This window comes from Agrobacterium pusense (assembly GCF_900102105.1).
In the GTDB taxonomy this organism is placed as follows: Bacteria; Pseudomonadota; Alphaproteobacteria; order Rhizobiales; family Rhizobiaceae; genus Agrobacterium; species Agrobacterium pusense.
Genome location: NZ_FNBB01000001.1, coordinates 39792 through 52849 on the forward strand (window position 1 = coordinate 39792; position 13058 = coordinate 52849).

Annotated in this window: 13 protein-coding genes; 1 reads left to right on the forward strand and 12 read right to left on the reverse strand. The window is 61.9% G+C overall.

Annotated elements, in window-relative coordinates:
* The first annotated feature begins 231 nt into the window (after positions 1-231).
* Positions 232-1095 carry a MipA/OmpV family protein gene (locus BLU28_RS00200; RefSeq protein WP_168247089.1) on the forward strand — a complete coding sequence of 288 codons (864 nt, stop codon included), beginning with the start codon at positions 232-234 and terminating at the stop codon, positions 1093-1095.
* Between the two features lie 60 nt (positions 1096-1155).
* Here BLU28_RS00200 and BLU28_RS00205 read toward each other — a convergent pair whose 3' ends face one another.
* The 12 genes from BLU28_RS00205 to BLU28_RS00260 form a co-directional block, all read right to left on the reverse strand.
* Positions 1156-2565: a sensor histidine kinase gene (locus tag BLU28_RS00205; protein WP_037091522.1), complete on the reverse strand. Its 1410-nt coding sequence runs from the start codon at positions 2563-2565 to the stop codon at positions 1156-1158.
* Positions 2566-2574: 9 nt separating this feature from the next.
* Positions 2575-3333 (reverse strand): response regulator transcription factor, encoded by a 759-nt coding sequence (locus BLU28_RS00210; RefSeq protein ID WP_004440811.1) that lies wholly within the window; start codon positions 3331-3333, stop codon positions 2575-2577.
* 258 nt (positions 3334-3591) lie between these two features.
* Positions 3592-5145 carry a Do family serine endopeptidase gene (locus BLU28_RS00215; RefSeq protein WP_022555870.1) on the reverse strand — a complete coding sequence of 518 codons (1554 nt, stop codon included), beginning with the start codon at positions 5143-5145 and terminating at the stop codon, positions 3592-3594.
* A 153-nt stretch (positions 5146-5298) separates the two neighbouring features.
* A complete protein-coding gene (locus tag BLU28_RS00220) occupies positions 5299-5754 on the reverse strand; it encodes a cytochrome c-type biogenesis protein (RefSeq protein ID WP_034495871.1) in 456 nt (151 codons plus the stop codon).
* Between the two features lie 185 nt (positions 5755-5939).
* Complete coding sequence (locus BLU28_RS00225; protein ID WP_077986788.1) at positions 5940-7931, reverse strand: heme lyase CcmF/NrfE family subunit; 1992 nt, start codon at positions 7929-7931, stop codon at positions 5940-5942.
* On the reverse strand, positions 7928-8440 hold the full coding sequence (ccmE, locus tag BLU28_RS00230) for a cytochrome c maturation protein CcmE (RefSeq protein WP_004440798.1): 513 nt from the start codon (positions 8438-8440) through the stop codon (positions 7928-7930). Before ccmE ends, BLU28_RS00225 begins: the two co-directional genes overlap by 4 nt.
* Positions 8437-9600: a c-type cytochrome biogenesis protein CcmI gene (gene ccmI / locus BLU28_RS00235; protein WP_168247088.1), complete on the reverse strand. Its 1164-nt coding sequence runs from the start codon at positions 9598-9600 to the stop codon at positions 8437-8439. The genes ccmE and ccmI overlap by 4 nt, the downstream gene beginning before the upstream one ends.
* Positions 9601-9760: 160 nt before the next feature.
* Positions 9761-10189: a membrane protein gene (locus BLU28_RS00240; protein ID WP_037091716.1), complete on the reverse strand. Its 429-nt coding sequence runs from the start codon at positions 10187-10189 to the stop codon at positions 9761-9763.
* A gap of 104 nt (positions 10190-10293) precedes the next feature.
* Positions 10294-11694, reverse strand: coding sequence for a sensor histidine kinase (locus tag BLU28_RS00245; RefSeq protein WP_004440792.1), 1401 nt, complete (start codon positions 11692-11694; stop codon positions 10294-10296).
* Complete coding sequence (locus tag BLU28_RS00250) at positions 11684-12355, reverse strand: response regulator transcription factor (RefSeq protein WP_003509815.1); 672 nt, start codon at positions 12353-12355, stop codon at positions 11684-11686. Before BLU28_RS00250 ends, BLU28_RS00245 begins: the two co-directional genes overlap by 11 nt.
* 92 nt (positions 12356-12447) lie before the next feature.
* The gene (locus BLU28_RS00255) at positions 12448-12702 is read right to left on the reverse strand and encodes a hypothetical protein (protein ID WP_003497070.1); all 255 of its coding nucleotides are present in this window, start codon (positions 12700-12702) and stop codon (positions 12448-12450) included.
* Positions 12703-12842: 140 nt separating this feature from the next.
* Positions 12843-13049, reverse strand: coding sequence for a hypothetical protein (locus BLU28_RS00260; RefSeq protein ID WP_004440775.1), 207 nt, complete (start codon positions 13047-13049; stop codon positions 12843-12845).
* Positions 13050-13058 lie beyond the last annotated feature (9 nt).

The following is a 13058-nucleotide window of genomic DNA, read 5'->3' on the forward strand; positions in this document are numbered from 1 at the left end:
CGTTGCATCACCGAAGCCTGCAGGCACATATCACCTGCGTTGTAACAAATGCGGCGCGCTTTGCGATCAGGAAAACCGCTTTTGCCGAATTTTCCGAAACCCTGCTGGCGCGACCACGGTTTCGGCGGCGCATCGCAATGCCGCGTAATGTCTCCGCAATTGTGCCCACGTAGCGTTCCCCTCAACGAAACCCGACTCCCCGGTTTTCAAACACGCGGTGCTGCAACGGATATGATCATGAAACAGATTTTTACAATGAAATGGCAAAAGAGCCTGTGCGCCATGGCGCTTTGCCTGACGGCGCTGCCGGTGGCACAAGCGGTCTACGCGCCGGTTTTCGCCGCCGATATCGGCAAATCGGACCGCATGGCCGATCCGCAGGCCGGTTTCGATAATTCCCGCTACAGCAGTTCCAGCGACTGGAAAATCACGCTCGGTGTCGGCGCCGCCTATGCCCCGAAATATGAGGGGTCGGACAAGCTGGAGGCCGGCCCCGTGCCGCTGGTCTCCGTCGCCTATGGGGACACGTTGAGCATTGATTTCAGCGGCGTCACCGTCAACCTGCTCAACAGCAATGGCTTCCGGCTGGGAGTGAAAGGCGGCTGGGAGCCCGGGCGCAAGGAAAAGGACGACAGGAAAAACCTGCGCGGGATGGGCGATATCAAGGCAGGCGGCGTCATTGGCGGCGTTATCGCCTATGACGCTGAACCCTTCGAAATCTACGCCAAGGTCGACAAGACCATCAATGGCAGCGAGGGCCTGACAGCCTCGATCGGCGCCAGCGTTTCCCAGAAGGTCGACCAGTTCATCCTCGGAGCGGACCTCTCCGCCACCTGGGCTGACGACAAGCACATGAAATCCTATTTCGGTGTGACCTCGGCGCAATCCGCCCGTTCGGGCCTGCGTCGCTTCGACGCCAAATCCGGCTTCAAGCGCGTCGACGCCAGCGCCTCCGTCACCTACCTGATGACCGAGAACTGGTCGATCACCGGCACCGGAGGCGTCGGTTTCCTGCTGGGCGATGCCAAGGACAGCCCGCTGTCCAAAAAAGATATCCAGCCGTTTGCAATGGTGGGCCTGGCCTACACGTTCTAACGCGAGGATTGTCGTCTGGCGGGGCACAACTCCCCGCCGGAATACGCTCCCCGGCTCTCTTCAGCGGCTATTGTCTGGAAAAACCATGGAGACTGTCAGCCCCGGGCAGGCGGTGTTGGAGGCGTCGGTGTCCGAAAGCTCCAGCGACCCGCCATGCAGTTCCATCACCGCCTCCACCAGCGACAGGCCAAGGCCCGTGCCGGGCTTGGAGCGGCTTTCATCCAGCCGCACGAAGCGTTTTAGCACCTCGCCGCGCTTGTCGGCAGGAATACCGGGACCATTATCGGCAACGGAAAGCAGGATTGCGCCAGGGGCCTTTGCCAGACGAACGACGAGTTTTTTGTCACCCTCGCCTTCGCAGGCATATTTCATGGCGTTGTCTATCAGGTTCGAAAGCGCCTGGCCGATCAATTCGCGGTTGCCCTTGACGATGAGGCCCTGTTCGATTTCAGTTTCCAGCGCGAGCCCCGCATCCTCGGCCACCGGCTCGTAGAGTTCGGCGCTGTCTTCGGCAATCGCCGAGACGTCCACTTCAGTCATTTCGGCGGCGATGGAACCGGCCTCTACACGGGAAATCATCAGCAGCGCATTGAAAGTGCGGATGAGCTGGTCGGACTCGGCGATAATGCCTTCAAGGGCTGCGCGGCGTTTCGTTTCGTCATCATCGTCCAGTGCCGCGGCGGCCTTGTTGCGTAGGCGCGTCAGCGGCGTCTTCAGGTCATGGGCGATATTGTCGGAAACCTGCCGTAGGCCTTCATTCAGCTTCTCGATGCGGCCCAGCATGGCGTTAAGCGAGCCGGACAGCCTGTCGAACTCATCGCCGGAGCGGCCCTGCGGCAGACGCTGCGAAAGGTCGCCGGCCATGATCTTCTTGGTTGCCGCCGACATGCGGTCGATGCGTTTCAGTGCATTGCGGCCGATGCCGAACCAGATCAGCAGGGCGCCGCCGCTCATGATGGCGAGCGCCACCATCAGGGCATTACGCACCAAGGCGCGGAATTTGGTCGGCTCGCCGAGGTCGCGGCCGATCAGGATGCGCAGCCCGTTGTCCAGAACGAAAACATTGGCCGTGGCAAGATGCTGCACGCTGTCGCCGCTCTCGGAATAACGCTCATAACGGAAGGGAAAGCCGGTCCAGCCTTCCTTGTCGAAAACACCGGGCTGCACGGAGGCGACGTTGCCGGCCAGAATTTCACCATTCGGCCCGGCGATGATGTAAAGGCTCGCTCCCGGCTGGCGGGCACGGCGCTCCATCATCCTCAGCAGCGGATTGATACCGCCGCGATTATAGATGCGCTGCACATCCGAGACTTCCTGCAGCACAGCGTCACGCGTCTGCTGGTTCAGCAGCCTTTCGGAAAGCGCAGTGACATAAAAAACAAGGAACGCCGCGCAGAGCGCAAACAGCAGGATATAGAGCGCCGAAAGGCGCACCGCTGTCGACCTGAACAATATTCTGAGGCGGGCCATCTTCGGCAATCAGCCCTCGTCCTTCATCATGTAGCCCGCACCGCGAATGGTCTTCAGCAGCGGCTTCTCGAAGTCCTTCTCGATCTTCGAGCGCAGACGGGAAACATGCACGTCGATGACATTGGTCTGCGGATCGAAATGGTAATCCCAGACATTTTCGAGAAGCATCGTGCGGGTCACCACCTGGCCGGCATTCTTCATCAGATATTCCAGCAGGCGAAATTCGCGCGGCTGAAGGAGGATTTCCTTGCCACCCCGGCGCACATCGTGGGACAGGCGGTCCAACTCGAGATCGCCGACGCGATAGATCATGTCCTGCTCGGGCTTGCCCTTGCGGCGGCCAAGCACTTCGATACGGGCGAGCAGTTCGGAGAAGGCATAGGGTTTCGGCAGATAATCGTCACCGCCGGCACGCAGGCCGGTCACGCGGTCATCCACCTGCCCCAGCGCCGAGAGGATAAGAACCGGCGTCTCGATGCCGCGGCGGCGCAGTTCGCTGATGACGGAAAGCCCGTCGCGGCGCGGCAACATGCGGTCGATCACCATGACGTCGTAGACATTCTCGCAGCCCATGAACAGGCCGCTTTCACCATCGCTGGCGTGGTCGGCGACGATCCCGGCTTCGCGGAACGCCTTGGTCATATAGGCCGCAGCCTCGAGGTCGTCTTCAATGACAAGAATCTTCATGTGCGGGACAATAGCGCCCTCGCCCTTTTCCGCACAACCGGAAACAGATGCGACAGACATTTCCTGAACCTTGTTTTCCATGAGGTTTCCTCCGCGATACTGCCTGGACCGGCATTGCGGGTCCTTTCTTCTCCCCGCCGGGGAAGGGTCGGATGAGGGGGCAAGCGCGCAGTCTATCGCTACCCTTGCCCCCTCATCCCGCCGCCGCGACCTTCTCCCCCTCGGGGAGAAGAAACAAGTGGCACGCGCTCATTCCATATGTTCTGCCTCGTCCTATAGGCGAGACACATTCCTTAGCGACGCCGGCTCCCGAAAGAACCGGCATCGCCTTTCAGCCTATCAACCCTGGTCGATATCCAGAGCGATGAAGCGGCTGCCGTCATCCGTCTGGATCTGGAACAGCGCCTTGGAGCGTCCGTCTTTCTTCGCCTGCTCGAGGATCTTCTCGATATCGGCGGCGGATGCGACCTGCTGGTTGTTGACCGAGGTGATCTTCTCACCCGTCTTCAGGCCACGGGCAGCGGCATCGCTGTCAGGGTCGACATCGGTGATGGCAAGCCCGTTGCCGTCATCGGCGGGGGCCACCGTAAGGCCGAGGCTGGACAGCACCTTCTCGCTGGAAGACTGACCGCCCTTATCGTCGTTCTGGCTCGGGGTCGCCTTGGAGGCATCGTCGCTGGCGAGATCACCGAGCGTCACCGTGACCGACTGAGACTTGCCACCGCGCCACAGCGAGATTTCCACCTTGCTGTTCGGCGCCATGCCGCCGATGCGGCGTGACAGGTCGCGGGCATCCTTGACGGGTTCGCCGTTGACGGCGGTGATGATGTCACCCTGCTTGATGCCTGCCTTGTCGCCCGGCGAGCCGGACTGCGGCGAAACGACCAGAGCGCCCTTGGCTTCGGAAAGGCCGAGCGATTCGGCGATGTCCTTGCTGACGGGCTGGATCTGCACGCCGAGCCAGCCGCGCTCTACCTTGCCGTCCTTCTGCAGGTCGGCGATCACGTCCTTGGCGACCGATGCCGGAATGGCGAAGGCGATGCCGACATTGCCGCCCGAGGGCGAGAAGATGGCGGTGTTGATGCCAACCACTTCACCGTTGAGGTTGAAGGCGGGACCGCCCGAGTTGCCGCGGTTCACGGCGGCGTCGATCTGCAGGTAGTCGTCATAGGGGCCGGAGCCGATATCACGGCCACGGGCCGAGATAATGCCGGAAGTCACCGTGCCGCCAAGGCCGAAGGGGTTGCCAACGGCGACGACCCAGTCACCGACGCGGATCTTGCTGTCATCGGCAAACTGAACGTAGGTGAACTTGCGGTTCACATCGACCTTGAGGAGTGCCAGATCGGTGCGCGGATCGCGGCCGACGAGCTTGGCGTCGAGTTCGGTGCCGTCATTCATCACGATCGTATAGGCGGAGCCGTCATCGACGACGTGGTTGTTGGTGACGATGTAACCATCTTCGGAAATGAAGAAGCCGGAGCCCTGAGCGACGGGGCGCAGCGGACCCTTGCCGTCACGGTGGCGATTGGGGCCGCGGTCGGAGCGATCCTGGTTCGGGCCGCCGAATTCCTTGAAGAAGCGCTTGAGCGGATGGTCATCCGGAAGCTGGTCAAGGCCACGGCCACCGAAATTAAAGGAGAAATTGCTGGAATCATCGGAAGCGGGCTGCACGTTCGACTGAACGCGAACGGAGACGACGGCGGGCGATACCGCATCGACCACGTTGGCGAAGCTCGGAACCTGCGGCGCAGTCACCTCGACGGGGGCGGCAAAAGAGTGGAGGATAGGTGCGGCAATGCCGGTGGAAAGCATCAGCGCCGCAAGGCCGCCAACCGTCGTGGCCTTCAGGGCTGTCTTCAGCGAGGAATGGCCGTTTTGCGAATGAGACATGGTGTACCTTCTTTCTTCATTCAGACTGGAACCCGTGTGACCGGGGAAGCGGTGGATGATGAAGATATAGGAGGCGACACCTTACGGCGAAGTGTCTGAGGAATGAAAAATCCGTAATGTTGAAAAAGAACCGTGGGAAAAAATGAAAAACAGTTATTTTTCAATGAGGTTGCGAATTCTTTCTTCTTCATCCGCGCTCAGTTTTTGTGGCTGTTCAAGGGTGGCGCGGCGACGCGAAAAGACGAAGACGGCGAAAATTCCCACAAGCGTGAGGCCGATGGGTGCGCCCCACAAAAGCACGGTGCGCAGGCTGAGGCGCGGTTTGAGAAGCACGAATTCGCCATAGCGCGACACGACATAATCGATGACCGCCTTGTCGCTGTCACCCTCGACCAGCCGTTCGCGCACCAGAACGCGCAGGTCACGCGCCAGTTCGGCGTTGCTGTCATCGATCGACTGGTTCTGGCAGACCATGCAGCGGAGCTGAGACGTGAGGTTGCGGGCTCGCTGTTCGAGCACGGGGTCCTTGAGGACTTCATCCGGGTTGAAGGCGGAAGCGGGAGATGCTGAGACAAGCACAGCGAAGAGAAGCAGAAAACCCGCCAGCATCCGAGGCAATCCCGAAAGAGTGCGGCGCATTTCTTCTCCCCGCCGGGGAGAAGGTGGCCCGAAGGGTCGGATGAGGGGGCCCACGCCAGCCATAACTCTCAGTGTATGCGGCTTCCCCCTCATCGCCTCGCTTTGCTCGGCACTTCTCCCCGTGGGGGAGAAGAAACCTGCCGCACGCTCCACACTCATTCCGCTGCCTCCGGCATTGCAGCCTGCACCGGCTTCGCCTTGCGATTCGGCGCCCCCACTCTCAATCGCCTGTCCGAGAGAGAAATGAACCCGCCCGCCATCATGAACAGCGTGCCGCCCCAGATGCACAGGATGAAGGGTTTCCACCAGATGCGCACCACCATGCCGCCATCGGCCATGGGGTCACCAAGCGAGACATAGAGCTGGCTGAGACCGAAGGTCAGGATGCCGGCTTCCGTCGTCGGCATTCGCCGCGCCGTGTAAAGCCGCTTGGACGACCAGACATCCGCAACTTCCACGCCTGCCTTGCGCACGGTGAAATGGCCGCGATCCTCGGTGAAGTTCGGTCCGACGGCGTGGCGGATGCCGTCGAAGGTCAGGCTGTAGCCGCCCGCTTCCGCCGCCATGCCCTCTTTCATTTCCAGCACCGTCTCGGTCTCATAGGTGGTGACGATGACGATGCCGAGAACGGTGATTCCGAGACCCATATGCGCCAGCGCCGTGCCGAAGGCCGAGCGCGGCAGGCCTTTGAGGCGGCGAAACGCAATACCGAAAGCGAGCTTGCCGAAATTGGCGCGATACCAGAGATCGGCAAATGCGCCGAGGATCAGCCAGAAACCGGCAGCGATGCCGAGTGCGGCCAGTACCGGGCCGCCATTTTCAATGTACCAGAGCGTCAGTCCCGCCAGAGCGGCAAGCGCTGCCGCCACATAGAGCCGCTGGAATGCGCCCAGGAGATCGCCGCGTTTCCAGGCGAGCATCGGCCCAAACGGGGTGACGATCAGGATCGGGATCATCAGGAGGCCGAAGGTGAGATTGAAGAAAGGCGCGCCGACCGAGATTTTCTCGCCTGTCAGCGTTTCCAGAATGAGCGGATAGAGCGTGCCGATCAGCACGGTCGCGGTGGAGACCGTCAGGATCAGGTTGTTGAGAACCAGCGATCCCTCACGCGAAATCGGCGCAAACAGCCCGCCGGCTTTGAGCGACGGCGCACGCCATGCAAAGAGCGCGAAGGCGCCGCCGATGAAGACGGTCAGAATGCCGAGAATGAAGATGCCGCGGCTCGGATCGGTGGCGAAGGCATGCACGGAGGTGAGAACGCCGGAGCGAACGAGGAAGGTGCCGAGCAGCGAGAGCGAAAAGGTCATGATCGCCAGAAGCACGGTCCAGATTTTCAGCGCCTCGCGCTTTTCCATGACCAGCGCCGAATGCAGCAGCGCGGTGCCGGCAAGCCACGGCATGAAGGAGGCGTTTTCCACCGGGTCCCAGAACCACCAGCCGCCCCAGCCGAGTTCGTAATAGGCCCAGTAGGAACCCATGGAGATGCCGGCGGTCAGGAAGGTCCAGGCGGCGAGCGTCCATGGCCGCACCCACCGCGCCCAGGCGGCATCGATACGGCCTTCCAGCAATGCGGCAACGGCGAAGGAGAAGCAGACGGAAAAGCCGACATAACCGAGGTAAAGCAGCGGTGGATGAATGGCGAGGCCGAAATCCTGAAGGATGGGGTTCAGATCCTGCCCTTCGGCCGGCACCGGCTCCAGCCGCAGAAACGGATTGGAGGTGAGCAGGATGAACAGCAGGAAGGCGACGGAAATCCATGCCTGCACGGCAAGAACATTGGCTTTGAGCGTTTCCGGCAGGTTGCGCCCGAAGGTGGCGACGAGCGCGCTGAAAAACACGAGGATGAGCAGCCAAAGCAGCATGGAGCCTTCGTGATTGCCCCATACACCGGTCAGCTTGTAGATCATCGGCATCAGCGAATGGGAGTTTTCCCAGACGTTGCGCACGGAAAAATCCGAGACGGCATAGGCCCGCGTCAGCGCCGCGAAGGACAAACCAACGAGCAGGAACATCAGCACCGAGCCGAGCGAAGCGATGTCCATCAGCGCCCGGTCGTTGCGGCGCGCGCCGATGACCGGCAGCGTGGACACGATCAGCCCCACGCCAAGCGCCAGGACCAGAACGTAATGGCCGATCTCGTTGATCATTTGGTTGCTCCGGTCTTGTCAGTCGAAGCCGTGCCGGCGGCCGGCGTTGCGGCCGCGGGTTTCTCTCCCTCTGCGCCTTGCTGCCACAGACCCTTGTCCTTCAGCCGGTCGGCAACTTCCTTCGGCATGTAGTTCTCGTCGTGTTTGGCAAGCACGCTGTCGGCCACGAAACCGTGGGTCGCGGCATCGAACATGCCTTCGGTCACCACGCCCTGCCCTTCGCGGAAGAGATCGGGCAGGATGCCGGTATAGCTGACCGGCACGGTCGCTTCGCCATCCGTCACCGTGAAGCTCACCGTGCGGCCCTCGCCGCGCTTGATCGACCCTTCCGCCACCAGCCCGCCAAGGCGGATGCGCGTGCCGGGGTTGACGGGCGTTTTTTCCAGATCGGCCGGCATGTAGAAATAGGCGATGGACTGGCCGAAGGCGAACATGACCAGCAGCACCGCCGCCACGATGAAACTCATGCCGCCGCCGATGATCGCGAGTCGTTTCTGTTTGCGGGTCATTGTGTCACTCCCTGCGGCGCGGCATCCTGTTTCCCGTTCATGCGGATCGGTCCGGCGGAAACGCCGAGTTCCTTCGCCAGCGCCAGAAGCTGCCTGCCCTGCTCACCCTCCGGCGGAAAAGCTTTCAGCCCCGCCCGCAGCGCCTCTCCGGCCTTGGCTTCGTTCTTCAGCACGGAATAGGCACGCACGAGCCGCATCCACCCTTCGAAATCGGCCGGGTTATCCTTCAGCTTGGCGTCAAGGCTCGCCACCATACCTTCAATCATCGCCTGCCGGTCGGTCGCCGTCATGTCTTTTGCCGCCGCCATGTCCTCGGTCGTCGGGCCGGGTGCGGCAGGCTTCGTTTCGCCGCCAGTCCGGGCAATATGCTCGCGCACCAGGGGCAGCCATGGCGCGCCAGCCGGGGCGTCTGCCGCCAGCTGAGTGAAGGCCGCGCGTGCTTCCTCCGCCTTGCCGGCCTGTTCCAGCGACAGCGCGAGATAGAAGCGGGCACGCGGGTTGCCGGGTTTCAGCTTTTCCGCCTCGGCAAATGCATCCCGCGCCGCCTCGATGACGATACCGTCATTGCCGGCCACCAGCGTTTCGCCAAGGCCCGTCAATCGTTCGGCGCTCGGGCCCAGAATGCGAAGCGCATTGCGATAGGCGAGCTCGGCGTCGCCAAGCCGCTGCATCTTGAAATAGATCGGCGCCAGAATGTCCCAGCCCGCGCCATCATCCGGGTTCTGCGCCAGATGCCTTTCGGCCCTTGCGACCAGCAGATTCATGTCGTTGCCGGGCTTTTCAAGGCGTGCCTCGAGCGGCATGTCCGGCACCTCCGGACTGCCGTTCCAGATGTAAAGACAGAGACCCAGCGCCGGCAACAGAATGGTGATCAGGCTGGCGGCGAGATTGTGCCGGCGCGGCCGGGTTTCTTTGCCGGGTTGCTCTTCCGCTTCGGCGGCGGCAAGCAGACGGCGGCCGATTTCGGCGCGGGCATAATCCGCCTCGGTCTGCCCGATCAGGCCGGCGGCGCGCTCGCGGTCCAGTTCGGCCAGCTGGTCACGATAAACGGCAACCTCACCGTCACGGCGCGTCTGCGGCGCCTCGGTCTTCCGCATCAGCGGGTACATCAGGACGATGGCAACAGCCGCCGTCAATATCGCAACGACAATCCAGAACATAAGGCTCAATTACTCGAATGCGCGGCACATGGAAACATGAAGCGCAGGGATGACGCGAATTTGAGACATCACGCCGCACCGCAGGCCGTTCCCCCGGCTGCACCGCCATGCCTCTCTTGTCATCGCAAAGGGCCCGTGACCTTGATTTGCGTCAAACCGGTTATGTCAGCGGCGACCAGCTTCCATCGGCATTGCGGCAGGCTGCGCCACGCGCCCGGGTTTCGCGTCCGTCTACCGTCAGGGTGTGCGAATATTGCCGGCAGTTCTGGTTGCCAACCTGATAGGGCGCATTGGCGACCACCTGGCCCCTGGCGTCATCGCCCGTCCAGGTGACAGGCGTGCCGACCGGGGCCGTTTCCAGCGCCTTATATTCGGCCTCCAGCGCCTTTGTCTGGTCACCCCTGTCAAGCTGCACGCCGCTTCGCCCGACAATACCGCCTTCCAGATTGGCAAGGAAGGGCGTGGAGGGCTGTGACGAACGGCCGAAAAGACCGCCGCCTGCCGGGCGGGTGCCCGTGGTGGTGCAGGCGCTCAGCATGGAAACGCACAGGATCGAGAGAAGTGCCGGGCGTGACACCAGCGAACGCATCGTCACGGAGCGGCAGCCATCATACACGTCAACCAAACCCTGTCCTCTTTCCTACCGCATTGCATCAATATACCAGCGTTGAATTTCTTGCCTTTTTTCTCGGCTCACGCAAGCTCTTTCGAAAGGCCGGGCAAAATCAGATCTGCCTTCAACCCGCCGATGGCGCTGCGCGACAGCGAAAAGCGGCCATGGTACTCTGACACCACCTCTGAAACGATCGACAATCCGAGGCCCGTGCCGGGGCGGCTCTCATCCAATCGCCGCCCACGCTTCATCGCTTCGCTGATCTGTTCCGGCTCAAGTCCCGGCCCATCATCCTCCACCGTCAGCTCCACCCAGGCGCGACGGGCGATTTCGGCGTCGGAGGATGGGTGCGTACCGGTCGCCAGCGTAATGACCACACGCGTCTGTGCAAAACGCGCGGCATTTTCGAGAAGGTTGCCGACGACCTCTTCCAGATCCTGCTGCTCCATGCCGAGTACCGCGCCGGGTTGCTCGAAATTCAGCACGAACTGCTTGTCGGGGTTCAGGCGGCGCATGACGCGCACCAGTCTCTCCAGCGCCGGTTCGGCCTCCACGCGGGCAAGGATGGAGCCGCGCTGGGCGGCGATGCGGGCGCGGGAGAGATAGGATTGCACCTGCGCCTGCATGGCGTCCGCCTGCGCCCGCACCAGATCGCCGTGCTGGGGATCGAGCGTGCGGGCTTCGTTCAGGAGAACTGCAATCGGCGTCTTCAGCGAATGGGCGAGATTGCCGACCTGCATGCGCGCGCGCTCCACAAGCCTTCGATTGCTGTCGATCAGCGCATTGACCTCATTGGCAAGCGGCTGGATTTCGCGCGGGAACTCGCCCTCCAGGCTTTCCGCCTCACCGCCCCGGATTTTACCAAGCGCGACGCGGGCCTGATCGAGCGGCCGCAGGCTGTAGAGAATGGCAAGACCGTTCACGACGAGGCTGCCGACACCAAAGACGGCCAGAGCCAGATAAAGGCTGTTGGAAAAGTCGCGGACATCGTCTTCCACGACATTGAGATTGCCGGAGACACGGAAACGCGCTGCACGCCCCTCGCCATCCAGCACGACTTCGGTTTCCGCCACCCGCACCTGATTGCCGGCCTCGTCGGTGACGGCATAAAAGCGCTCGTAGCGGTTGTCGAAGGGGGCATCGAGAATGCTCGGCACCGGAAGGGTGGAAACGCCGAGCGAGGAAGAGACCAGCGGCGCGGTCTGGAAATTTCCGAGCGGCTCGACAACCCAGTACCAGCCGGTATCGGGCTGCGAAAAGCGCAGATCGCCAAGCTGCGGGCTGCCGGCCAACGTATTCTCGTTCGAAATCGTCACGGAATTGATGACGTTATAGAGCTGTGCCCTGAGAAGATCGGTGAAGCTGCGCTCCACGCCCTGGCGGTAAAGCGTCGAGATCACGACGGCGATCACCACCAACGCCAGCACCGACCAGAGCGAGGCGAGCAGCAGGACGCGGGCGGTGAGAGAATTACTTCGCATCTGCCGGCGCTTGCATCCGGTAACCGAGACCACGGATCGTCTCGATCAGATCAACCCCGAGCTTCTTGCGAAGACGTCCGACAAATACCTCGATCGTGTTGGAATCGCGGTCGAAATCCTGATCGTACATATGTTCGACCAGCTCCGTGCGCGATACGACCTCACCCATGTGATGCATGAGATAGGACAGGAGCCGGAACTCGTGCGAGGTGAGTTTCAGCGTCGTGCCGTTGACGGTCGCCTTGGAGGACTTTGTATCGAGCCGGACCGGGCCGCAGACGAGTTCGGAAGAAGCGTGGCCGGCTGCGCGGCGGATGAGCGCGCGCACACGGGCAAGAACTTCCTCGACATGGAAAGGCTTCGTCACATAGTCATCGGCGCCGGCGTCGATGCCCGCCACCTTGTCGCTCCAGCGGTCGCGGGCGGTCAGGATGAGAACAGGCATGGCCTTTCCGGCCGCGCGCCATTTTTCGACGACGGTGATGCCATCGAGTTGCGGCAGGCCGATATCAAGAACGATGGCGTCATAGGGCTCGGTGTCACCGAGATAATGGCCTTCCTCGCCGTCGAATGCCTGATCGACGACATAACCGGCCTCCTTGAGAGCATCGGTCAGCTGACGATTGAGATTGGCATCGTCCTCAACAACGAGAATACGCATTGTCCGCCCTTTCCTGTGTCCCGGCCCACGTGCGTGGCCGGTCATGCTAGATGTCTCGGATCGTTTTCCGATATTTCGGCGATGCGGGCAAGCTACATCGGCACGCGCATCGTCACCTTGCGCGGGCGCTCGCCATTTCCCTGGACGAGAACGGTGACGACACAGGACTGACCGTCGCCGGAAGGATAGACAGAAAGAAGCTGGCCGCCGGTTTCGCGTACAACGCGGGCCACGGCCGCGCCGCAGTCGCTGGCAGCGAGAATGTAGTGGCCCTGCAAATCAGCCTCGGGCGCCGTGAAACCGGAAAGCCCGGCTGCAAGCGTCGCGATGATGAGAGGTGATGCCATTCTACAAACTTCCACAAAAAAAACGGGTGCGTCTTGAACCGTATTGTGACCGAATATGTAGCGCAAAGCGTCTGAATGGCAAATGAATGCCGCCCCCGCAGCGGGAAGACGGAACGGGAGCGGCGCTTGCGCGGGCTGCGTCAGCGGATCGCACGGGTCGCCGAAAGGCGGCCGTAAAGCGCGATGAGACCGCCAATTCCGCCGGCCACGGTCATCAGGCCGTCGGCCAGCTCACCGTGAAGTCCGGCGGGCAGATCAAAGCCGGCAATGGTGAAAAGCGGGGCGAAGACCGCAATCAGCGCGCCCCATATCGTGCGGGATTGATACCACGGTTTGGTACTGTCCATCTTGTCGTC